The organism is Bradyrhizobium sp. USDA 3311 (assembly GCF_054062495.1).
The window spans coordinates 8,603,201-8,625,173 of record NZ_JBSSFI010000001.1 but is presented as its reverse complement, the minus strand read 5'-3'; the positions used below and the strand labels follow the sequence as shown (position 1 = coordinate 8,625,173).

The following is a 21,973-nucleotide window of genomic DNA, read 5'->3' as shown; positions in this document are numbered from 1 at the left end:
GCACCGCCTTTCGACGCCCGGCTGGCACTGCCGCCGGGCGTCGTGCGGGAGGAGATGAATGGCGGAAATCCTGTTCGAACTCGCCGGGATCAGCAAGTCCTATCCCGGGGTCATGGCCCTCGACGATGTCAGCCTGCGCGTGTACCGCGGCGAGGTGCTGGGCCTGATCGGCGAGAACGGCGCCGGCAAATCGACGCTGATGCGCGTGCTGGGTGGTGTGGTCGCGCCAACCCAGGGCGTGATCCGCATCGGCGGCATCGACCGCGCCCGCATGACGGTGAGCGAGGCGACGCAGGCCGGCATCGCCTTTGTGCATCAGGAATTGAACCTGTTCGAGAATCTCGACGTCGCCGCGAACGTCTTCATCGGACGCGAGAAGCTTGTCGGCGGCCCTTTGAAGCTGGTGGACAATGCCGAGATGCGCGCCCGCGTGACGCCGCTGCTGGAGCGGCTGGGTGCCGATTTCGCTCCCGACACACTGGTCGACAATTTGTCGATCGCCGAGCGCCAGATGGTGGAGATCGCCAAGGCGCTTTCGATCGATGCCCGCGTGATCATCATGGACGAGCCGACCTCCAGCCTGACGATTTCGGAGACCGAGCGGTTGCTCGAGGTGATTGCCGATCTGAAGGCGCACGGCATCGCGGTCATCTATATCTCGCATCGGCTCGGCGAGATCATGACCTGCGCCGACCGCGTCGTGGTGCTGCGCGACGGGCGCACGGTGGGGGAGCTGGCGCGAGACGAGTTGAGCCATGCCGCAATGATCCGGCTGATGATCGGCCGCGACCTGAAAGCGCTGCATACGCCGCCGAAACGGCCGCCGCAGCCGGGTGGCTGCGACATCCTCGGCCTCGTGACGTCGGCCTTTCCCGACCGGCAGATCGATCTCTCCGTGCGGCATGGCGAGATCCTCGGACTGGCGGGGCTGGTGGGTGCCGGTCGCACCTCGCTTGCCCGCGCGGCCTTCGGCATCGATCCTCTGCTGGGTGGCGAGATCAGGATCGACAACGCGCCGGTCGATGTCGCATCGCCGCGGGACGCGATCAGGCAAGGCATCTATCTGATGCCGGAGGACCGCAAGAAATCCGGGCTCGTGCTGGAGCTGCCGATCCGGGAGAACGTGACGCTGGCAAGCCTGCTGAATTATGCCCGGATGTGGCTGGTCAGCGGCGCGGCCGAGCGCAAGGTGGCGAAGGAGCAGGTCAGACGCCTCTCCATCAAGGCGCCGAGCATCGATATCGAGGCCATCACGCTCTCCGGCGGCAACCAGCAGAAAGTCGTGCTTGGCAAGTGGCTCTCCATGCAGCCGCGCGTGATGTTCTTCGACGAGCCGACCCGCGGCGTCGATGTCGGTGCCAAGAGCGAGATCTACGCGCTGATGCGCGAGCTCGCCGACCACGGCGTCGCGATCGTGATGATCTCCTCGGACATGGAGGAGGTCATCGGCGTTTCCGACCGGATCGCGGTGATGCATGAGGGGAGTGTCAGCGGCGTGCTGGAGCGCCCGCAGTTCAGCGAATACAACGTGTTGCAGCTCGCAATGGGCCAGGCGCCGGAAACCGTGGAAGCGGCGGCGCCATGATCAAGAAGGAACTCGGCCTGGGCCTGCTGCTCGTGGTGATTTCCGCCATCACGGGCCTGATCAATCCGGCCTTCCTGTCGCTGGTGAACCTGCTGAACATGGCCAATCTGATTGGCCTGTTCGGTGTGTTTGCGTTGGGCGAGGGGCTCGTGATCATCACCGGCGGCATCGACCTTTCGCTCGGCTCGATGTTCGCGCTGCTCGGCGTCATCTTCATCGATCTTCTGACGACTCATCAGGTTCATTGGCCGCTGGCGCTGCTGGCCGTGTTGCTGGGCGGGCTCGTGCTGGGCGCCATTCAGGGTCTTCTCGTCACCCGGCTGAAGATGCAGCCCTTCATCGTGACGCTGTGCGGGTTGCTGATCTATCGCGGCGCCGCGCGCTACTATACGAGCGACTCGACGCGCGGCTTCGGCTACGGCGACGAGGCCGGGACACTGAGCAACATTGCCTCCGGCAACTTGGCGGGCATCCCGAACACCTTCATCCTTTTGATCGTCCTTGCGCTCGTCCTCGGCGTGCTGCTGCATCGCTCGGTCTACGGGCGCTGGCTTTATGCCGTCGGCAAGAACGAGGAAGCGGCGCGCTTCTCGGGCATCAACACGAATCTCGTGATCGCAACCGCCTATATCATCAGCGGTGGACTGGCCGGCGTTTCAACAGTCCTGTTCGTGTTCTACACGAACTCGGTGTCTCCGAGCTCCTTCGGCAATTTCTATGAGCTCTACGCGATCGCAGCTGCCGTCCTGGGCGGGTGCAGCCTGCGCGGCGGCGAGGGCTCCATTCTCGGTATCGTGCTGGGGACTGCGCTGCTGCAGGTGCTGCAGAACCTCGTGAATATCCTGGGCATCCCCAATTCCTTGAACTTTGCGGTGATGGGGACGGTGATTCTGATCGGCGTGCTGGCGGATCAGCAATTGCAGGCGCGCCGGCGGCGCAGGCAGGCCCTCGCGGGCCTTGCTCGCACGGCGCCGAGATCGACACCGGTGCAAGGACAAGGCGCGTCACCGCGCGCCGCGGATGCCCTGCCGGTGAGAACGAGTGATCAAGCATGACGGATCCACGCTCCAGTTGACACAAGGCCGCTTCGTCGGCGGCCGCTGGGGGAGGGAGCGCGTTCCAGGCTCGAGGGCTTTGGGCCGGAACGTGAGGCAAGACAAGCAAAGCCTGAGACGGCGGGAGGACGAGTAAGATGTTGCGCAGGTTTGTAAACACCGCACGAGTGTGCAGTGTGGGGATTGCTTTCTCTTCGCTGCTGGGCGGCGCGGTGCATGCGGCCGATTTTTCGACGAAAGCTGCTCCTGTTCCTTATGCTGCCGACGATTTCTGGACGAGACCGTATCTATTCGGCGATCTCGGCAGGACGAAGCTGAAGGAGCAGGGCATCGAGCTGGGCCTGACGCTGGGTAACGAATCTGTCGGCAACGTCACGGGTGGAAGCAGGAACACCGCAGCCAACGCTGGTCAGCTGTGGTTCGGCGCGAAGCTCGATATGGGGAAGCTTGCCGGCATCCCGGGCGGCACGGTCGGTCTGACGCTGGTCGACCGCTTCGGCAAGAATCTGAACACCGAAGCGGACATTCCCGCCTTGCAGCTGACCAACGAGGTGTTTGGCCGCGGCAATATTCTGCGCCTGACACAACTCTACTACTCGCAGAAGCTTTTCGATGACCGCCTCGAACTCAAGGGCGGCCGTCTTCCGGTCGGCTCCGACTTCTTCTTCGGCCTGTGCGAGTTCATCAACCTGACCTTCTGCGGCGGCCAGCCCGGCAACATCCAGGGTGGCTACATCTACAACTGGCCGGTGAGCCAATGGGCCGGTGTCGTCCATTACAAGCTGGCGCCGGAATTCACGATTTCGGTCGGCGTCTACGATGCCAATCCGAATTATCTGACGACGTCAGACCCTGCCATCTACTTCCTGCCGGGCATCCCCGCCTCAAGCCGCGCCAGCGGCGTGATGGTGCCGGTGGAGTTGGTCTGGGCGCCGTCGGGGCCGCTGAACGGGACCTGGAGATTGGGCGGCTGGTATGACAGCGCATCGACCATTGATGGTGGCCTTCCCGGGGTCATCTCAACCATCCCCGGCATTGGAGGCGTCCCGGATCAAAATCTCGGGGATCAACGCGGGCGCTACGGCGTCTACGAGTCCATCCTTCAACGCTTGACCGTCGACGGTCCGGGCGCGCAGGGCTGGTACACTTTCCTCAACACGACCGTTGCCGATCACCGGACGTCGTATCAGGACTACCAGATCGCCCTGGGCTTCCGGCATACCGGAACGTTTAGCTGGCGTCCCCAGGACGAAGTCGGCTTCGCGGTGGGCACGACCCACGTGAACTCGGCTGCCCTCAGCCCCAACGCCGGCGGCAACGAAGTTCCGATCGAAGTCTGGTACGGATGGCAGGCGACCGGCTGGCTGAACCTCAAGTTCGACGCGCAGTATGTGATCAATCCCGGCGGGCGTGGGTATAACGCCGTGGGCGTGAAGACGGACAATGCCGTGGTTCTTGGTATGCGCACCGAGGTCCACTTCTGATTCACGGCAACCTGCCCGGATCAGGACATCGAGCGAGCCGGCAGTGAGAGGTGCATGCCCCTATCGGGGCATGCACGAAAGTCACCGTTCCAGATCGAGGATCCTCATCACCCGGTTCAGCTCAGCCCGCGCGTTTCGGTACCGGTGTGTTGAGCAGCTGCTGCTCCCACAGGAACGCGATGCCGCTCCCGCCGGCATGCTGCAGGATCACCTCCGTCAGCTTGACGGCTTGATCGGCCCTGGCCCAGTCGCGCTGCCATTCGGCCGCCACTGCCAGCCAAGTCATCATGTTGGCGCCAGCCGTAATCATGCGCTGGATGGCGACCTCGTGGGCCTCGACCGAAACGGCGCCGGACGCATCTGTGACCACAGTGACGTCCCAGCCTTCGCCGAGGGCCTGGATCGTCGGCATCGCGACGCATATCTCGGTCCACAGACCGGCGATGATCAGCTGCTTGCGGCCCGTGGCCTTGACCGCGTCCACCACCTTCTTATCCTGCCAGGTGTTGATGAACGTCCGGTCGATCACCTCCTGTCCGGGGAACACTTCGGTGATCTGGGGGAAGAGCAGGCCACCCCGCTCGGCAATCACGCTCGTCAGGATCGTGGGGACACCGAAGGCCTTTGCCGCCTTCGCGAGAGCTGCCGTGTTGTTGATCACCATCTGCGGTTCGTGGCTGTTCACGTTCGCAAGCTGGTAGGGCTGGTGGTCGATCAGGACGAGCACTGAGTCTTCGGGACGAAGAAGCGAAGCAAGGCCGTTACGAAGTTTCATCATGACATCCTTTGTTGCCGTTCAATGCGGCATCGGTTTTAGGGAGATGCTCGCCAAAGGCGGGCCACCTGCAGGGCTTATTGCCGTTCCCGCGTTCGATGCGGTAGTACCGTTTTGAGGCAAGCTGTGTCGCGAAATGAGGAACGCCAAAGTGGACATCGAGGAGCTGCGGACATTCGTAGAAGTTGCTGATGCTGGCGGAGTTTCGCCTGCTGCGCTCCGGCTCGGCGTCTCCAAGTCAATCGTCAGCCGACGGCTCTTGCGGCTTGAATCGGAACTTGGTGTCCAGCTTCTTGCACGAACCACCCGCGGCGCCGCTCTAACGGAAGCTGGGGCGACGTTCCGAGACTATGCTGCCAGAGTCTGCACCGAGATCGACGTAGCCAAAGAGACGATCCTGCCTGCCGGCGAGCTTCGTGGACGCTTGCGAGTTGCTGTGCCGCTGTCCTTCGGCTCGAACTACTTCGCCCCCATGATGGCGGAAATGGCGCGACGACACCCTCAGCTCCAAATCCACACCTGCTACAGTGACCAATTCGTCGATCTCATCGCAGGAGGTTATGACTGCGCGATTCGGATTGGCTATCTTCAAGACTCCAATTTGATCGCCAAGCGCGTCGGACCGATCTACGGCAAGTTCGTTGCGAGTCCTGGCTACGTCAAAGAGCACGGGTCGCCTGAGACACCCGAGGAACTCGTCGCCCATCAAGCGCTCATGCAGGGCACCGAAACTTGGCAGCTCGTGGACGGCGACAAGATCATCACGGTTCGTCCACAGGGTCGCTTCAAGGCCGACAACGGCACTGCTCTGGCGGCCGCCGCAACAGCAGGGCTCGGGATTGCCTACCTCCCCGATTTCCTTACCAATGAATTGCTGGCATCGGGTGCGCTTGTTTCCGTCATGACCCGTCATCCACCACCTCCGGCGGGTGCCTATGTCATCCGCCCGCCGGGCCAGCATCCCGCGCGGAAGATCCGGGTCCTCACGGAATTGCTGATCGAGCATTGCAATCCGGTCTCGGGATAACGATCAGCTTCGCCTTCACGGCAAAACGACCCGCGGACCTTACGCAGAGCTGCCCAGCTCGGAACGCGATCTCTCGATATCCCGCCAAAGCCCTGCAGGCCATCGTAGCCCTTCTACCCGCGGCGAGAATGCCGTAGGAAATGGCAGCGACGAGGATTGGACATGGCAAAGCAGACCGAGAAGAAGCCGCCTGCACTCAAAGGCGTATCGGCAGCCGAACGGGCGTTAGCGGTATTGACGGCATTTCGCCGGGGCGACGGCGCCTTGAGCCTGGCTGAGTTGGCCGAGCGGACCGGTCTGGTGAAGAGTACGATCCTGCGGCTAGCTCTATCGCTGCAACGTTACCGGCTGCTCGCGCGCCTGCCGGACGGCTCTTATCGGCTCGATGCGGAGACCTTGCGTCTGGGGACAGCCTATCAGCAGGCGTTTCGTCTGTCCGATCATGTCATGCCTGTGCTTGAGCAGCTCGCGGCGAAAACCGGCGAGACGACGTCCTTCTATGTTCGAAACGGCGAGGAGAGGCTGTGTCTTTTCAGGGTGGAGACCACCAATCGGATCCGGATGACCGTGCAGCCGGGCGACACCCGTCCCATGGACAAGTCCGCCATTGCCCAAACGCTCCGCCGCTACGAGTCCGGGCCACCTGGGGCGGATGACGAATTGCCGCTGTTCACCTCCGGGATCACGGATCCTCATGCGGCCGCTCTCGCCATGCCCGTATTCGGCATCGGCGACTCCCTGGTCGGGGCGCTGGCCATCTCCGGGCCGGTCAGTCGGCTGACGGCGGCGCGCGCAGAGCAAATCAAGGGCGCGCTGGTCGAGGCTGCAAACAGGCTCACTGTGGCATGCGGGGGAACCCCGCCATCTGGAGCCGGAAAGAGCACCCGCAAACGGGCGGCCAGCGTGTCTGCGTAAAACGCAACGTCGTTTCATTTTTTATTGCCTGGTCCGTCGACGCGACTTATAAGGCTCGCCATAACAAAGTATGGGGAGGACGAACGTCGTGGCTTCAGCTTCGCTCACGCGGAGGACGGTCTTGGCCGGACTCACTGCATCCGCGCTTCCCCGGTTTGCGACAGCGCAGGAGGTGCGCTGGTCGAGCGGCTCGGAGAAGCCGCACTTCGTTCCGCCGCCGGGCGCGACCGATTGCCATTTCCATACCTATGACAAGAGCTATCCGGTCATGAAGGGCGCGACGCTGCTGCCCGATGACGCCTTGCCCGAAGACTATCGCGCCCTGCAGCGCCGGATCGGCACGACGCGGGGCGTCATCATCCAGCCCTCGACTTACGGTACGGACAACCGGCTGCAGATTGCGTCACGACAGGCGCTTGGGCCGGAGAACTTTCGCGTGGTCGCCGTTGTGTCCGAGGACATATCGGATACCGATCTGCGACGGCTCGACGAGCAGGGTGTCCGCGGTGTCCGCTTCAATCTCGGTTTTCCGGGAGCGTTGACGGTGGACTCTCTCAAGTCGCTCGCCCCGAGACTGGCCAATCTCGGTTGGCACTGCCAGATCAACATGCGTCCCAAGCAGATTGAGGACAATGCGGACCTTCTGGCGTCTTTGCCCGGGGGCCTCGTCCTTGACCATTTGGCCCAGATACCGCAGCCGGCTGGCCTGGAGAACGCGCCTTACAAGATCATCCGCGGCTTGCTCGACCGCGGCAAGACCTGGGTGAAGCTGTCAGGTCCCTATGTGTCGAGCAAGCAGGGGGCGCCGGACTACGCTGACGCCGGAGCCGTCGCGGCGGCCTATGTCAAGGCGGCGCCCGAGCGAATGGTCTGGGGCAGCGACTGGCCGCACCCTTCCGAGAAGGAGCGCAAGCCTGACGATGCGCATCTGCTCGATCTTTTCGCCGTATGGGCGGGAGGCGAGGCCGTGTTCAAGCGCATCCTCGTCGACAACCCTGCCGAACTCTACGGTTTTCCCAAGGTCGCGCCATGACGTTCTTCACCCCACCGCGCCGGATCGAAACCAGCATCTTCACACGGCTTCCGGACCAGTTCCGCAAGCCACGCCGCACCGCCTGGGCGGACGCCAATCAGGGCGGACGTGAGATCGACTCCTTCCTTGAAGGGCCATCCTTCGATCGGCAGGGCCGACTGTATGTCACCGATATTCCGTATGGACGCATCTTCCGTGTCAGTCCGGAAGGCGCGTGGGAGCTCGTGACCGAGTATGACGGGTGGCCGAACGGGCTGAAGATTCACCGCGACGGCCGCATGTTCATCACCGACTACAAGCGCGGGATCATGCTGCTGGACCCGGCCAGCGGCAGCGTAACGCCATTTCTGGAGACGGCGGCAAGCGAGAGCTTCAAGGGCGTGAACGATCTCATCTTCGCGCCGTCGGGTAATCTTTACTTCACCGATCAGGGCCAGACCGGGATGCACGATCCCACGGGCCGGGTCTGGAAGCTCGCGCCCGATGGCCGGCTCACCTGCCTGATCAACACGATCCCGAGTCCGAACGGCATCGTCGTCGACCACGAGGAGAGCTTCCTGCTGGTGGCCGTGACACGGGCCAACCAGGTCTGGCGCGTGCCACTGCCGGCCAGCGGCCTGACGACGAAGGTCGGCATATTCTCGCACCTGCACGGCGGTCCCGGCGGCCCCGACGGCCTGGCGCTGGACCGCGGCGGCAACCTGCTGGTCTGCCACACCGGCTTCGGCTCCGTGTGGCGGCTGTCTCCCCTGGCCGAGCCGCTTGACCGCATCGTTTCCTGCGCGGGCGTGGGCATGACCAATCTTGCGTTCGGTGGACCGGAACGAAAGAGCCTTTTCATTACCGAGAGCCGCACGGGAACACTGCTCCGCGCCGAACTCGAAACGCCGGGCATGCCGCTGTTCTCGCACGCCGACTAGGTCAGCGCCCGGCTCGCGATCAGTTCGGTATGCATCGGAGCAGGTGCCCGCATATCGGAAACGCGCGGCAGCCTGTCTCTCTCCAGGCCTCCCGGACACCGTAACCGGCGGCCAGCACTCCACTTTTCCAGGGGAGCGCCTCCGATCGGCGACGCAAGCGCTTCGCTGTAACTTCTATAAAATGAAACGGCGTTTCATTATAAATTGCAACGTCGTTCTATTTTTGCTATGGCGCGTCATGGCCGGGAAACATCGGCCGGTCTCGGAGGGAACAATGGCAAGTGTCTCTGCCGCGTCGGTCGGCGCCGGCTTCACACCCGAGCAGGAGAAAATCCTCTCGAAGTTGCTGTGGCGGATCGTGCCGTTCCTGCTGCTCTGCTACATCGTCGCTTATCTCGATCGGGTGAACGTCGGCATCGCCAGCCTGACGATGAACCGCGATCTCGGCATCTCGCCGTATGAATTCGGCTGGAGCGCGGGGCTGTTCTTCTTCGGCTATTTCCTCGCAGAAGTGCCGAGCAACCTTGCCTTGCAGGCGATCGGCGCCCGTAAGTGGATCGCGCGCATCCTGATCACCTGGGGCCTGATCTCGGCCGCAACGGCATTCGTGGTCGGTCCCGTCAGCTTCGGCGTCATGCGCTTCCTGCTCGGCCTCGGCGAAGCCGGCTTCACGCCGGGCGTATTCCTCTATTTTACATACTGGTTTCCGGCGCGCGTCCGGGGCACGGCGACTGCGGCGTTCCTGCTCGGCATTCCGATCGCGAACATCGTGGGCGCCCCGATCTCGAGTTCGCTGCTGACGCTCGACGGCTTGGCCGGCTTGCATGGTTGGCAGTGGCTTCTGATCCTGGAAGGCCTGCCGGCGACGCTCCTTGGCTTCGTGTGCTTCTTCACGCTCACCGACAAGCCCGAGCAGGCCAAGTGGCTGAGCCCCGAGGAGCGGAGCTGGCTCGCGGAGGTGCTGGCGGCGGAGCGTCAGGCCATCGCCGCCAAGCACTCATCGCGGCTCAAGGACGCCTTCGTCAATTGGCGGGTCCTTGTCTGCGCCGCCGTCAACTTCTGCGCCATCATCGGCTCCGTCGGGCTTGGCCTGTGGATGCCGCAAATCATCAAGGGCCTCGGCTTCAGTGTCGTTGCCGTCGGCTTTATCGCGGCAATTCCCTACATCTGCGGCGCCGTCACGATGATGCTGTGGGCTCGCCTGTCGGACAGGGGCGGGGAACGAAGCTGGTTCGTGGCATCCGCGCTGCTCGTGGGCGCAGCGTCACTGATTGTCTGCGGCTATGCAACATCGTCCGCGCTGATCTCGATCGTCGCGCTCTGCGGCGCCGTGATCGGGATCATGTGTTACCAGTCCACTTTCTGGCCGATCCCGTCGAGCTTCCTCACCGGCAGCGCTGCCGCCGGCGGCCTCGCGATGATCGTCTCGATCGGCAATCTCGGCGGCTTCGTCGGTCCCTATCTCATCGGCATGATCCGGCAGTCGACCGACAGCTTCTCATGGGCCCTGATCTCGGTGGCCGCATTTCTCACCTTGGCCGCCATCCTGATCCGCGTGGTTGGTGCCAGTCTCCAGCGACCGGGCGGGGCGACTGACCGCCACACCAGCCCGATCGCAAGCCTCTCGAAAGGAATCTGAAGATGAGCGAAAAACAGCAGTTCCGCCTCGGTCTGGTCGGCTATGGCGAGATCGGCAGCACGTTGGGAAAAGGGCTGCGCGAGGCGGGACTGAAGCAGATCTTCTGCTACGACAAATACGCCTTCGACGGTCCATACGCCGACTTGATCCAGAGCCGCGCCAAGGCGGCAGGCGTCACGCTGGTCAAGTCCAACAAGGAATTGGCCGATACCGCGGAGCTGATCTTCAGCGTCACGCCGGGCTCGGCGTCGCTCGAGAGCGCGGATGCGTTTGCACCCGTGCTCGATGGCCGCCACACCTTCCTCGACTTCGCCTCCGCCACTCCGAAGGTGAAGTACGGCGTGGCCGAGCGGCTTGCCAGGACGGGCGCCACGCTCGGTGACGGCTCCATCATGGGGACGCCCAAGCACGGCTATTCGATGCACATGATGTCGAGTGGTCCCGCCGGGCAGCGCGTCGTCGATCTGCTCGTGCCCTGGGGCATGAGCATCGCATTCGCGGGCGAGAAGCTCGGCACGGCTTCGGGCATCAAGATCCTTCGCTCCGTCCTGATCAAGGGCATCGAGGCGCTGATCGACGAGACGCTGTTGGCGGCCCGGTCCTACGGTCTGGACGAAACCGTATTGGCCTCGGCGTCGAAGACGCTCACGCGTCCGTTCATGGACACCGTCGAGAGCCTGACGCCCTCCGGCGTCATCCATGCCAAGCGGCGCACCGAAGAGGTCGAGATGGCCGCCGAGGCGGTCGCGGATGCCGGAATCGAGCCGCTGATGGCGCGCGCCACGGCGGCGCGGCTCCGCTGGAAGGACAGCCTGGGTCTGAAGGAGCATTTCAAGGGCGTCGTTCCCGAAAACTACAAGATCGCCATCGACGCGATCGTGGCCAAGACGCAGGCCGGGGCGAAGGCGGCCGAATAAGGCCAAGCCCGCCGGGAAGACAACAGGGAGAGAAACGTGACGGCCGCCCGAACGGAAATCGACCAGATCGAAAAGGTGACGATGCGCAGGGTCATCCTGCGCCTCGTGCCGTTCCTGATGATCTGCTACTTCTTCGCGTTGCTCGACCGCGTCAACGTCGGCTTCGCAGCGCTACAGATGAACAAGGATCTGGGGCTGACGCCGGCGATGTTCGGCTTCGCCGCCAGCCTGTTCTTCGTCTCCTATTTCCTCGTCGAGGTGCCCAGCAACCTGGCTTTGCAAAAGGTCGGCGCCCGGCGCTGGATCGCCCGCATCATGATCACCTGGGGATTGGTGACCGCGTGCATGGCGTTCGTCGTCGGGCCGTACTCGCTCTATGCGATGCGCTTCATTCTCGGCGCGGCCGAAGCCGGCTTCTTTCCCGGCGCCATCCTCTACCTGACCTATTGGCTGCCGTCGCAGTATCGGGCGCGCATCCTGGCGACGTTCACGGTTTCGATTCCGCTCGCCACGTTCCTGGGCTCGCCGCTTTCGGTCGGCCTGCTTGAACTCGACGGCGCGCTCGGTCTGCGCGGCTGGCAGTGGCTGTTCATTCTGGAAGGGCTGCCGACGGTTCTGCTGGGTCTTGCGTGCCTGTTCGTCCTGACCGACAAGCCCGCGCAGGCGTCCTGGCTGACCGTGGAACAGCGGGAATGGCTGACCCGGCGCATGGAGGCGGAGGCCGCCGCGCGCAAGCCGGTCGGGCATCTCACGCTCTGGCAGCTCGCCACCAACAAGCATTTTCTTGTCATGGCGCTGGTCTGCTCCGGCGCCTCCGCCACGGGCAGCGTGCTGTCGGTCTGGCAACCGCAGTTGCTGAAGTCGTTCGGCCTCTCCAACCTGCAGACCGGCTTTGTCAATGCGATCCCGTACGGCATCGCGACCGTGCTCATGGTGTTGTGGGGCCGCCATTCGGACAGGACGGGCGAGCGCCGCTGGCACACGGCGATCCCGCTCTTGTTCGCAGCAGGTGGTTTTGCGGCACTGGGCATGACCGGGACTGCGGTTGCGCCGACCATCGTCATGGTGACGTTCTGCCTGGTCGGCGCATATGCCTTCAAGGGACCGTTCTGGGCACTTTCGGCAAGCTGGCTTTCGGCGAGCACACTCGCGGCGGGGCTCGCCGGGATCAACGCGATTTCCAACCTGATCGGCGGCGGCCTGATGGTGAACGTCGTCGGAGTCGTCAAGGAGCGGACAGGCAGCTTCGTGCTCGGGATGTTGCCGCTTGCGCTGCTGTGTGCCGTGGCCGCAGCCTGCGTCCTCGTGCTTGGACGCAACGTCGCGCGCGCGGCGGAAATGGCGGCGGTGAAGCCATGAGCGCACGCATCAGAGGACCGCAGCGCGCCATCACGCGACGCGGCGTTGTCATGGGCATGCTGGCTTGCAGCACAGGCGCCTTGGCTGTGGGCGCGATGGCTGCCGGGGTGGAGCAGGCGGTGCCCAACAGCACCGGGTCGGCGGCTCCACGCCTGGATGCGCCGGCGGGCGCGTGTGACTGTCATCATCACATCTATGACGGGCGTTTTCCCGTCTCGCCGCATTGGCGCCAGGGCTTTCCGCCGGGCGCAACGGTCGCCGACTATCGGCTGCTGCAGCGGCGGCTCGGCACCACGAGCAGCGTGGTGGTCCAGCCGTCGACATATGGGATCGACAACCGGTGTCTTGTGGACGCGCTGGGCCAGCTGGGTGCCTCGTCGCGAGGGGTTGCCGTCGTTGACACGGATGTCAAGGATGCGGAGCTGCGGGCGCTTGCCGATGCCGGCGTTCGTGCCATCCGCGTCAATTTCGTTTCTCCGCAGACCTGGGGCACGACGACGCCGCAGATGCTGACCACGCTCGCAGCGCGGGTGAATCCGCTCGGCTGGCACGTGCAGATCCTGATGACGGGCGATCAGATCGCCACCCATGAGAGCGTGATCCGGTCGCTTCCCACCAGGGTGGTCATCGACCACCTCGGCCGTATCCCTCAGCCGGAGGGCGTCAAGCATCCGGCATTCGCCGCGATACGCCGCATGCTGGATGGCGGCCGCACCTGGGTGAAGGTGACCGAGCCCTATGAGGACAGCAAGCTCGGGCCGCCCTATGCCGACTCCGGCGAGGTTGCGCGTGCCTACGTGCACGCAGCGCCGGAGCGCATCCTGTGGGGCACGGACTGGCCGCATCCCACCCAGCGCGGGACCAAGCCGGATGACGCCCAGCTGCTCGATCTCCTCGCGGACTGGGCGCCGGACGAACATACGCGCCGGCGCATCCAGGTCGAAAATCCTGCCGAGCTGTTCGGCTTTTAGCCACTAGGCGACAGGCATCTCAATCGATGCCTTCGCATTTCAACTCGCGCAATTGCCGGTCCACCCAGGAGGCATCGTGCGCGCCGGCCTCGATGTTGGCGATCTGCTTCTGCTCGGCCTCGAACTTCGCCGTTGCGGCCTTGAACACCGCGCCGGTTTGATCGAACGGCACGCAGAGCAGGCCGTCGTCGTCGCCAATGATGAGGTCACCCGGCTCGATCACCATCCCGTCGATCGCGATCGGCACATTGATCTCACCAGGCCCGTTCTTGTAGGGGCCGCGGTGCGTGACTCCAGCCGCGAAAACCGGGAGCTTTTGGCCGCGAATATGACCGGCGTCGCGGATCGCGCCGTTGATGACCACGCCGGCCACCCCTCGCCTGGCCATTTGCATCAGCATCATCTCGCCGATGATTGCGTTGGTCAGATCGCCGCCGGCATCGACCACGATGATGTCGCCGGGCTCGGCGAGCGCGATCGCCTTGTGCACCATCAGATTGTCACCGGGAGGTGCCTTCACCGTCAGTGCGGGGCCTGCGAGCCCGCCACCCTGATGCATGGGACGAAGCCGGGCGCCGGCTGCCGTCAGACGGGACATGCTGTCGCTCACATTCGCGACGGGCAGGCGGGCAAAGCCTGCGACGACGTCTTCGCCGACCTTTCGTTTCCGCGGCAAAACTCGAAATCCGGCAGACATCGGTGTTCCTCCACTCGAAGGCGACTATATTTTAGAACGACGTTTCATTATCAGAAAGACGGGCGTTGACGCAAGGCGATCCACCTCGCGTCAGAGTTCCCCCTATGCTCGCGGTCGAACATGGCGCGGGACGCCTCTGCGGCGCCGCGGCAGGTTGCCGACACAGCGGCAGCGAAACGAAAGTCCGATAATCCGTTGACGTACTGGTGGGCAGCTAGCGGCTCTTACCTTGGTATTGGAGAGGTCATCAGCTCAACATCACCGCACGCCAGTGCCCTTGCAGCGCTGGCACTTCACCACCTTGTCGCCCTTCTTGAGCAAACCTTTGCCTTCACAGTTTTTGCATTTCTGCTTCTTCTTGATGTTCGGGCCTTTTTCACTGGTCATGAAATTCTCCTGCCGCGAGAGAGCGGTCTTGTCCGGTAGCTCAGCGGAACAGCCGGGCGTCGCCGGGTCAACCCCGAACGGTCATCTATGCCGGCTTCGGCACCACCAGCACCGGAATGCTTCCGTCCACCAGGACCTCGGATGTCTGGCTGCCCAAAAACAGCTTCCTGAGGCCGCGTCGTCCATGAGAGGCCATGACGATCAGATCGCAGCCCCTGGACTTCGCCGTTTCAATGATCGCAGTCGCCGGGTGCGCATTCGGAACGTGCAAAAATTCTGCAGGCGCACCGATCTGCTCCGACATGGCGCGGGCGTCATCAAGCACTTTGCCCGCACGGGCCTTGCAGGCCGCGTTAAAGCTGTCAATCTCGTCCCGCGTCGGAATCCATCCCGAGTCGTGTCCGCCCCCATAGTCAACCGGCATCGCTTCCGTCACGGTGATGATTGTCAACCTGGCGTTCAAGGCCTTCGCCAAGGCAATACCATGCTCAACGCCTCTTCTCGCGACGTCCGATCCATCCGTGCTCAAGAGAATGTTGGCGTACATTCATTGGCTCCCTTGCTCGTCGAACAAAGTGATGCCTGGGGAGTATGGGCCGATAAGCGCCGCGGGTCTATTGCCGCGGTGACAACTAATACGGGTCGTGCGTTAGATTCATGAGCCTTCGAACCCGCGAAGCGGCGGGAGCCCACGGTTTGCCTCTCGTTCTCCGCGCGGCTGCGCCACGCGTAGCCCGCAGGGTTCAGATACACGCCTTCGCCCTTTGGGCTTCGGCGCGGCAGCCTCACTCGCTTCGCCTTGGATGTGTGGCGCTGGCTCGCGCGGTGGGCCCGGCAGGACTCGAACCTGCAACCAGACCGTTATGAGCGGCGGGATATGGTGCAGCTTCGTTGATCTTGCTGTGCCGTTGTTCGGGTTGGATCGCGTTCGTTGCATTTTGGCGCGGTCGTTTCTGGTGCGAAACTGGTGCGGTGCGCGTGGTGGTTGGTGGGAACGGCGATTGCGTCGATCTCCGTAAGCGAGCAGCAAGAGCTGCGTCGCGGTACGGAGCGCTGTCGACCTCGCCTTGCGGACAAGGGAAAGCGACCCCGCATCAACCATCTGCAACGCCGGCTCACGGCCGTTCTTGTGGCAGAGGTGGTTAGCTACCTGTCGGCGCAGCCCCAGATCACGCGTCCCGCCTCAATTCAATGTCGGCGCCACTGCTCGCCATTTTTTGTGATGCGACAGGTAGGCTTGGGTGCTAAATTGTTCTTCAGGCGTCTATTTGGAAGTCTCGGCAAGCGGTACTCACAGTCCGGCTCGAGGCGGTGCGATGCCCAAGATCCTGCTGGTCGAAGACAACGAGATGAACCGCGATATGCTCTCGCGACGCCTCGTGCGCGGTGGGTACGAGGTCATCATTGCCGAGGACGGAGCGCGCGGCGTCGCGATCGCGACGAGCGACAGGCCAGATCTCATTTTGATGGACATGAGCCTACCGGTGATCGACGGTTGGGAGGCGACGCGCCAGATCAAGGCGACGCCCGAACTGCGCAAGATCCCTATCATCGCGCTCACGGCGCACGCCATGGCGACCGACCGGGACAAGGCCCTCAAGGCCGGCTGTGACGACTACGACACAAAACCGATCGAGCTGCAGAGGCTGTTGGGCAAGATCGAGACGCTGCTCGCAGCTACGGGACAATGGAGGAGCTAGAAATTCCGGACAGATGACGAGCTAGCTACACGGCTTCAGGAGGTTGTCGTCGCCATATTGCGGCCGGCGTAAGACGCACAAAATGGCCGCTCGCCGCGCTCCAGATGGGATGGACTCTGGCCAGGCGGTGGGTGCAGTCCTGCGAATTTCATCGCCGGCACCGGCGATCAGCTACCCTGCTCAGGCGGACGACCTGACCGGGGCAGAGGCCCGATCGGGGCGGAGAGTTTGTCTTTGTGATGGAGACGACTCATGAAAACAGCGCAGTACGAGTGGTCCAAAAGTGACGGGTGGCGGCCGAATTTGCCAACTGGCGAAGTCGGACGTCTCGGACGTCAGAGTGTCGTGTTCGTTTTCGGTGCTAGGTCGTTGGTGCAGGCAGGCAGCCTCGTGGGCGAGTTGCGCGACCACTTCAAAGGGGCCGCCATGCTTGGTTGCTCAACTTCCGGCGAGATTCTCGGCGACGTGGTCGTCGACGACTCTGTGAGTGCCACCCTTGTCGACTTCGAACATACGCGACTGCGGTTCGCCTCCGCTACGATTGGTGACGCAAAGGCAAGCTACAACGTCGGCAAGGAGCTCGCGCAGCAGTTGAACGACGCCTCGTTGCGCCACGTGTTCGTGCTTTCGGACGGCTTGCACGTCAACGGCTCCGACCTGGCGCGCGGTCTCGCGAGCGGCGTCTCGGAAGGCGTGTCGATCACTGGCGGCCTTTCCGGAGATGGAACCAACTTCGCCGAGACTTGGGTCATTGCCGACGGTGGCGCTGGCCCTCAGCGCGTGGCGGCGGTCGGTCTGTATGGCGACGATTTGCGCATTGGCTACGGATCGATGGGCGGCTGGCAGGCATTTGGGCCCCTGCGCACCATCACACGGGCCGAAGGCAACATCCTCTATGAGCTGGATGAGCGTTCGGCGCTCGATCTCTATAAATCGTACCTGGGCCCCCACGCCGACCAGTTGCCAAGCTCTGCCTTGCTTTTTCCCATCCTGGTTACCGAGGCAAAGGGCGGCCAGGGTGTCGTCCGAACCGTCCTGTCTGTGGACGAGCAGAAAAAGTCAATGACGTTCGCGGGCGACATCCCACAGGGCGGAACGGCGCAGTTGATGAAGACCAATGTCGACGATCTGGTCGACGGCGCGACCGCTGCCGCCAACGCCAGTCTCAGCGGGCTCGGCGGCAGGCGACCGGACCTTGCAATTCTGGTGAGCTGCGTCGGTCGTAAGCTCGTGATGAAGCAGCGCACCGAGGAAGAAATCGAAGCAATTCGAAATGTCTTCGGGGCGGATGCGAAGATTTCCGGGTTCTACTCGTACGGCGAGCTTTGCCCCTTCATGCATGGCGGCGACTGCCGCCTTCACAATCAAACCATGACAATTACAACTTTCGCCGAGGACTGAACGGTCACAGGGCACAGATGCACAGGCTGCTACGACGCCAGCTCAGAAAGCACCTCGGTATGGAGGGCGAAGTACCGGCTGCGCTGCAGTCTTTCGTGGCGGCCGTCGATTCCGCATACACCGATTTCGATAGCGATCGGGCGATGGTCGAGCGCTCGCAAGAGCTGAGCTCGAAGGAGTTGTCGGAGGCACGCGACAAGGCAACAGAGGCGCAGCGCCGGTTGGTCGACGCGATCGAGAGCATCTCCGAGGGTTTCTCGCTCTACGATGCCGACGACAAGCTGGTTATATACAACCGGCGGTACCGGGACATGCACGGCACCGCCAGCATCAATGTCGTGAATCAGGGCGTATCGTTCGAGACAATCCTCCGCAACGCGACCGCGAGCGGCGAGATCCGCGACGCGGAGGGGCGCGTCGAAGCCTGGATCGAGCAACGCCTCGCTCAGCATCGCGATCCCAAGGGCACGCATGTGCAACGCCGCTCCGACGGGCGCTGGATCCAGATCAACGAGCGCAAAACCGACGACGGCGGCACCGTGGCGACCTACACCGACATCACCGACGTGAAGAAGGCGGAGCAGGCGATCCAAGAGAGCGAACAGCGGCTGCGCGTCATCGCCGAGGCCGCGCCTATGGCGGTGGCGATCGTAACCTTTGATGACGGGATCATCCGGTATGCCAATCGGCGCTTCAGCGAGATGTTCGAGCTCGAAGGTTCGTCTGCCCTGGGCCTGCAAGCGAAAACCCTCTACGCAGACCCGCAACATCGCGAGCGCTTCATCGGCGCGCTCACCGAGCACGGCCATGTGGAGGGCATGGAGATGCTGCTCAAGCGGGTTGGAGGCGAGGAGTTCTGGGCGCTCATAGCTTCTCAGCGCGTCGAGTTCGAAGGGCGCCCGGCGATGATCAACGGCCTCGCCGACATCAGCGACCGCAAGCGCATGGAAGGCGAGCTGCACAAGGCGATCTGGGCGAGCGAGCAGGCGACACGCGCGAAGTCGGACTTCGTAGCCAACATGAGTCATGAACTGCGCACACCCTTGAACGCGATCATCGGTTACAGCGAGATCCTGTTCGAGGACGCCCAGAGCGCCGGCCGCGAATCGGAGATGGCGGACCTGCGCAAGATTCAGGATGCCGGCAAGCATCTGCTCGGCCTGATCGACAACATCCTCGATCTTTCCAAGATCGAGGCTGGCAAGATGACGCTCTATCTCGAGACCTTCGAGCTCCGCCCCATGATCGATAGCGTCGCGGCGACCGTCACCCCGCTGGCCAACAAGACCGGCAACGCTCTGGTGGCGAACTGTGCTGACGAGATCGGCACGATCCACAGCGATCTGACCAAGGTGCGGCAGACCCTGTTCAACCTTCTCAGCAATGCCTGCAAGTTCACGCGGAACGGGACGATAACGCTGACCGCGCTGCGTGACACGAATGCGGCTGGCGAATGGATCGAGTTCCAGGTGCGCGATACCGGCATCGGCATGACGCCAGATCAGCAGGCCAAGGTGTTCGAGGCCTTTACTCAGGCGGACGACTCGACGACCCGCGTCTATGGTGGTACGGGGCTGGGCCTCGCCATCACCAAGAGCTTCTGCCGGCTGATGGGTGGCGACGTGACGCTGACGAGCGAAGCCGGCAAGGGGACGGCGTTTGTAGTTCGTCTGCCGGCGGTAACACGCGCTGCATCGGACACTACAGTCTCGGCGGCAGACAAGCGTTCCGAGGGTCCGCAGGCTGCCGAGCCCGAGCATGCGCCGATCGTTCTCGTGGTCGACGATGATCCCAATGCGCGTGAGCTGCTTCGCCGACACCTGCAGCGCGGCGGCTACGCCGTTCGCCTGGCTGCAAATGGCGAGGAGGCGATGCAACTCGCCCGCACGCTGCACCCCGATGTCGTCACGCTCGACGCTCTGATGCCGCAGATGGATGGCTGGGCCGTGCTCAGCGCCATGAAAGAAGATGCGGTACTCGCGGAAATTCCTGTGATCATGGTCACGATCGTCGACAACCAGGGCATTGGCTTCTCGCTCGGTGCCGCCGATTACCTGGTCAAGCCGATTGATCGCGACAGACTGGTCAGCGCGGTGGAAAAGTGCTGCCCAAGGGGCGCGCCGCGACACGTGCTGATAGTCGAGGATGACGCGTCGGCCAGCGAGCTGATGGGGCGCGCCTTGCGGCAGATCGATTGCATGGTGACGCAAGCAGAGAATGGTCGGATTGGTCTTGAGCGTTTGAATGAGGCTTCACCCGATGCAATTCTGCTCGATCTGATGATGCCGGAGATGGACGGGTTCGAGTTCATCGCACGGGTGCGAGCCGAGTCCCGCTGGCGGAGCATCCCGGTCATCGTCGTCACCGCAAAGACGCTGACCGTTGAGGATCGCTCGCGCCTTAACGGCCAGGTACAGCATTTGGTGCACAAGGGCGAATACAGCGGCAAGGCCGTGCTCGCGGCGCTTGACGAGCTGGTACCCCTGCACGCCCGGCGCGCACGCGCGGATCGGCCATGAGTATCATTGACACCGACAGCGCGCGCGCTTGGCGCATTCAGCTTGCCCATCTTCGCCAGGAACTGCAGTCCCCGGTCAACGCCTTGCTCGGCTACGCAGAGATCCTGCACGAAGAGGCGTCACGGAACGGGCGCTTGGACATCCTCCCCGATATGAACCGTATCCTCGGCGCAGCCCGGGATCTCGCCGGCAAGGTCGACCGGCTGATGGACGGCGATCGCGCCAAGAGCCCGCCCGGCTCAGCGGCCACCACGCAAGAACAGGATCTTCGTCACGAGCTGCGCACGCCGCTCAACGCGATCAAGGGCTATGGTGAGATGCTGCGCGAGGATGCAGCCAGTTTCTCAAGCGACTCCCTGAGGGCGGATTTCGATCGCCTGCTGGCTGCGGCCACCGACCTGTTGCTGCGCCTCGATCGCATCGTGCGATTCTCGGTTGATGTCGAGGAGACGAGCTTGGCTCCCGATCAGACTGGCGCGGTCATGGTTAGCGACCTGATGCGCAGCCTCGGGCCGGTCCGGCAGTATGCTGCCACCGAAACCGGTTCTATTCTCGTCGTGGACGATATCGAGGCCAATCGCGACCTCCTGTCGCGCCGACTGACCCGCGACGGCCATCGCGTCTCTTCGGTGGCCGGCGGCCAGCAGGCGCTGCAGGCGCTCGCCAACGATGAGTTCGATCTCGTCCTGCTCGATTTGATGATGCCCGATATCAACGGGCTTGATGTGCTGGTGCGCATGAAGGCGGATGAGCGGCTGCGCCGCATTCCGGTGATCATGATCACGGCCTTGGCGGAGACAGAGAGCGCCGTCCGCTGCATCGAGGCCGGGGCCGAGGACTATCTGCCGAAGCCGTTTGATCCGATCCTGCTGCGCGCGCGGATCAATGCTTGCTTGCACAAGAAGCGCTGGCGCGACCGCGAGCAGAAGTATCTTCGCCGCATCGAGGAGGAGACCGCCAAGTTTGAGCGGCTGCTGCTGACAATCCTGCCAAGACAGGTGATTGGCCGTCTGAACCACGGCGAAGCCATGATTGCCGACCGCTTCGAGGGTGTGAGCGTTCTGTTCGCCGATCTGGTGGGCTTCACCGAGCATTCGTCACGGGTCACGCCTGCAGCGATGGTCGAGTACTTGAACCGGTTGTTCTCGGAATTCGACGCGCTTGCCCGTGAGCTCGGTGTCGAGAAGATCAAGACCATCGGCGACGCCTACATGGCCGTCGCCGGTTTGCCCGATCCGAACCCCGATGCGATCGCAGCGATCGCGAAAATGGCACTTGGCATGATCGATCGGCTGGGACGCGTCAACAGCCATTTCGGCTGGCCGTTGCAAATCCGGATCGGCATACATTCGGGCCCCGTGGTTGCCGGCATCATCGGCGCACACCGCTTCATCTACGACGTGTGGGGCGATACCGTAAATGTCGCCAGCCGGCTCGAGGCCTACTCTCTGCCCAATCGAATCCATGTGTCCCGGGATATCGCCCGCCACCTCGTCGGTCGCTTCGCGCTGGAGCCACGCGGCAGCATTGACGTGAAGGGCAAGGGCAAATTGGAGACTTTTTTCTTGAGCCGGATTTAGGCTCGGCGT

19 protein-coding genes and 1 tRNA gene are annotated in these 21,973 nt (G+C 63.2%); 15 read left to right on the top strand and 5 right to left on the bottom strand.

From position 1 onward, the window contains the following. Window positions 1-58 precede the first annotated feature (58 nt). From ACVWW6_RS40990 to ACVWW6_RS40980, 3 genes are all read left to right on the top strand, one after another. On the top strand, window positions 59-1,585 hold the full coding sequence (locus tag ACVWW6_RS40990; protein WP_161536195.1) for a sugar ABC transporter ATP-binding protein: 1,527 nt from the start codon (window positions 59-61) through the stop codon (window positions 1,583-1,585). Then, window positions 1,582-2,640 (top strand): ABC transporter permease, encoded by a 1,059-nt coding sequence (locus tag ACVWW6_RS40985; RefSeq protein WP_161536194.1) that lies wholly within the window; start codon window positions 1,582-1,584, stop codon window positions 2,638-2,640. The genes ACVWW6_RS40990 and ACVWW6_RS40985 overlap by 4 nt, the downstream gene beginning before the upstream one ends. A gap of 137 nt (window positions 2,641-2,777) precedes the next feature. Further along, the gene (locus tag ACVWW6_RS40980) at window positions 2,778-4,124 is read left to right on the top strand and encodes a carbohydrate porin (RefSeq protein ID WP_011085060.1); all 1,347 of its coding nucleotides are present in this window, start codon (window positions 2,778-2,780) and stop codon (window positions 4,122-4,124) included. A gap of 121 nt (window positions 4,125-4,245) precedes the next feature. Here the strand turns inward: ACVWW6_RS40980 and ACVWW6_RS40975 are convergent, their stop codons facing one another. Next, window positions 4,246-4,899, bottom strand: coding sequence for a hydrolase (locus ACVWW6_RS40975; protein ID WP_028174245.1), 654 nt, complete (start codon window positions 4,897-4,899; stop codon window positions 4,246-4,248). A 151-nt stretch (window positions 4,900-5,050) separates the two neighbouring features. Between ACVWW6_RS40975 and ACVWW6_RS40970 the strand changes: the two genes are divergently transcribed. The 8 genes from ACVWW6_RS40970 to ACVWW6_RS40935 all read left to right on the top strand — a co-directional run bounded on the left by ACVWW6_RS40970 (window position 5,051) and on the right by ACVWW6_RS40935 (window position 13,680). Continuing rightward, window positions 5,051-5,926 (top strand): LysR family transcriptional regulator, encoded by an 876-nt coding sequence (locus ACVWW6_RS40970; RefSeq protein WP_456682768.1) that lies wholly within the window; start codon window positions 5,051-5,053, stop codon window positions 5,924-5,926. Between the two features lie 162 nt (window positions 5,927-6,088). Continuing rightward, window positions 6,089-6,841 (top strand): IclR family transcriptional regulator, encoded by a 753-nt coding sequence (locus tag ACVWW6_RS40965; protein WP_456682767.1) that lies wholly within the window; start codon window positions 6,089-6,091, stop codon window positions 6,839-6,841. Window positions 6,842-6,962: 121 nt separating this feature from the next. After that, a complete protein-coding gene (locus ACVWW6_RS40960; protein ID WP_456682766.1) occupies window positions 6,963-7,874 on the top strand; it encodes an amidohydrolase family protein in 912 nt (303 codons plus the stop codon). Continuing rightward, on the top strand, window positions 7,871-8,794 hold the full coding sequence (locus ACVWW6_RS40955; protein WP_456682765.1) for an SMP-30/gluconolactonase/LRE family protein: 924 nt from the start codon (window positions 7,871-7,873) through the stop codon (window positions 8,792-8,794). Before ACVWW6_RS40960 ends, ACVWW6_RS40955 begins: the two co-directional genes overlap by 4 nt. Window positions 8,795-9,068: 274 nt before the next feature. After that, on the top strand, window positions 9,069-10,433 hold the full coding sequence (locus tag ACVWW6_RS40950; protein WP_038966539.1) for an MFS transporter: 1,365 nt from the start codon (window positions 9,069-9,071) through the stop codon (window positions 10,431-10,433). 2 nt (window positions 10,434-10,435) lie between these two features. Continuing rightward, on the top strand, window positions 10,436-11,350 hold the full coding sequence (locus ACVWW6_RS40945; RefSeq protein ID WP_161536190.1) for an NAD(P)-dependent oxidoreductase: 915 nt from the start codon (window positions 10,436-10,438) through the stop codon (window positions 11,348-11,350). Between the two features lie 36 nt (window positions 11,351-11,386). Continuing rightward, window positions 11,387-12,709 (top strand): MFS transporter, encoded by a 1,323-nt coding sequence (locus ACVWW6_RS40940; RefSeq protein ID WP_304550975.1) that lies wholly within the window; start codon window positions 11,387-11,389, stop codon window positions 12,707-12,709. Continuing rightward, window positions 12,706-13,680, top strand: coding sequence for an amidohydrolase family protein (locus ACVWW6_RS40935; protein WP_456682764.1), 975 nt, complete (start codon window positions 12,706-12,708; stop codon window positions 13,678-13,680). Before ACVWW6_RS40940 ends, ACVWW6_RS40935 begins: the two co-directional genes overlap by 4 nt. 19 nt (window positions 13,681-13,699) lie before the next feature. Here the strand turns inward: ACVWW6_RS40935 and ACVWW6_RS40930 are convergent, their stop codons facing one another. From ACVWW6_RS40930 to ACVWW6_RS40915, 4 genes are all read right to left on the bottom strand, one after another. Next, a complete protein-coding gene (locus tag ACVWW6_RS40930) occupies window positions 13,700-14,377 on the bottom strand; it encodes an RraA family protein (protein ID WP_456682763.1) in 678 nt (225 codons plus the stop codon). Window positions 14,378-14,635: 258 nt separating this feature from the next. Further along, window positions 14,636-14,764, bottom strand: coding sequence for a hypothetical protein (locus tag ACVWW6_RS40925; protein ID WP_007600646.1), 129 nt, complete (start codon window positions 14,762-14,764; stop codon window positions 14,636-14,638). 85 nt (window positions 14,765-14,849) lie between these two features. Further along, window positions 14,850-15,311 (bottom strand): universal stress protein, encoded by a 462-nt coding sequence (locus tag ACVWW6_RS40920; RefSeq protein WP_011085072.1) that lies wholly within the window; start codon window positions 15,309-15,311, stop codon window positions 14,850-14,852. Between the two features lie 279 nt (window positions 15,312-15,590). Further along, window positions 15,591-15,662, bottom strand: a tRNA-Met gene (locus ACVWW6_RS40915). A 418-nt stretch (window positions 15,663-16,080) separates the two neighbouring features. Here ACVWW6_RS40915 and ACVWW6_RS40910 point away from each other — a divergent pair. From ACVWW6_RS40910 to ACVWW6_RS40895, 4 genes are all read left to right on the top strand, one after another. Beyond that, entirely contained in the window at window positions 16,081-16,464 is a 384-nt protein-coding gene (locus ACVWW6_RS40910; protein ID WP_011085073.1) for a response regulator, read from the top strand. 252 nt (window positions 16,465-16,716) lie between these two features. Then, window positions 16,717-17,865 (top strand): FIST signal transduction protein, encoded by a 1,149-nt coding sequence (locus tag ACVWW6_RS40905; RefSeq protein WP_028174254.1) that lies wholly within the window; start codon window positions 16,717-16,719, stop codon window positions 17,863-17,865. A 95-nt stretch (window positions 17,866-17,960) separates the two neighbouring features. Next, window positions 17,961-20,384, top strand: a complete 2,424-nt coding sequence (locus ACVWW6_RS40900; RefSeq protein ID WP_456682762.1) for a response regulator — start codon at window positions 17,961-17,963, stop codon at window positions 20,382-20,384. Continuing rightward, the gene (locus ACVWW6_RS40895; RefSeq protein ID WP_011085076.1) at window positions 20,381-21,964 is read left to right on the top strand and encodes an adenylate/guanylate cyclase domain-containing protein; all 1,584 of its coding nucleotides are present in this window, start codon (window positions 20,381-20,383) and stop codon (window positions 21,962-21,964) included. The genes ACVWW6_RS40900 and ACVWW6_RS40895 overlap by 4 nt, the downstream gene beginning before the upstream one ends. Window positions 21,965-21,973: the final 9 nt, after the last annotated feature.

Bases quoted from the DNA above. Each gene is read 5' to 3' on its own strand.
- ACVWW6_RS40925 (WP_007600646.1), bottom strand. From the start codon at position 14,764: ATGACCAGTGAAAAAGGCCCGAACATCAAGAAGAAGCAGAAATGCAAA.
- ACVWW6_RS40955 (WP_456682765.1), top strand. From the start codon at position 7,871: ATGACGTTCTTCACCCCACCGCGCCGGATCGAAACCAGCATCTTCACA.
- ACVWW6_RS40985 (WP_161536194.1), top strand. From the start codon at position 1,582: ATGATCAAGAAGGAACTCGGCCTGGGCCTGCTGCTCGTGGTGATTTCC.
- ACVWW6_RS40975 (WP_028174245.1), bottom strand. From the start codon at position 4,899: ATGAAACTTCGTAACGGCCTTGCTTCGCTTCTTCGTCCCGAAGACTCA.
- ACVWW6_RS40895 (WP_011085076.1), top strand. From the start codon at position 20,381: ATGAGTATCATTGACACCGACAGCGCGCGCGCTTGGCGCATTCAGCTT.
- ACVWW6_RS40950 (WP_038966539.1), top strand. From the start codon at position 9,069: ATGGCAAGTGTCTCTGCCGCGTCGGTCGGCGCCGGCTTCACACCCGAG.
- ACVWW6_RS40965 (WP_456682767.1), top strand. From the start codon at position 6,089: ATGGCAAAGCAGACCGAGAAGAAGCCGCCTGCACTCAAAGGCGTATCG.
- ACVWW6_RS40945 (WP_161536190.1), top strand. From the start codon at position 10,436: ATGAGCGAAAAACAGCAGTTCCGCCTCGGTCTGGTCGGCTATGGCGAG.
- ACVWW6_RS40905 (WP_028174254.1), top strand. From the start codon at position 16,717: ATGAAAACAGCGCAGTACGAGTGGTCCAAAAGTGACGGGTGGCGGCCG.
- ACVWW6_RS40980 (WP_011085060.1), top strand. From the start codon at position 2,778: ATGTTGCGCAGGTTTGTAAACACCGCACGAGTGTGCAGTGTGGGGATT.
- ACVWW6_RS40920 (WP_011085072.1), bottom strand. From the start codon at position 15,311: ATGTACGCCAACATTCTCTTGAGCACGGATGGATCGGACGTCGCGAGA.
- ACVWW6_RS40910 (WP_011085073.1), top strand. From the start codon at position 16,081: ATGCCCAAGATCCTGCTGGTCGAAGACAACGAGATGAACCGCGATATG.
- ACVWW6_RS40990 (WP_161536195.1), top strand. From the start codon at position 59: ATGGCGGAAATCCTGTTCGAACTCGCCGGGATCAGCAAGTCCTATCCC.
- ACVWW6_RS40935 (WP_456682764.1), top strand. From the start codon at position 12,706: ATGAGCGCACGCATCAGAGGACCGCAGCGCGCCATCACGCGACGCGGC.
- ACVWW6_RS40930 (WP_456682763.1), bottom strand. From the start codon at position 14,377: ATGTCTGCCGGATTTCGAGTTTTGCCGCGGAAACGAAAGGTCGGCGAA.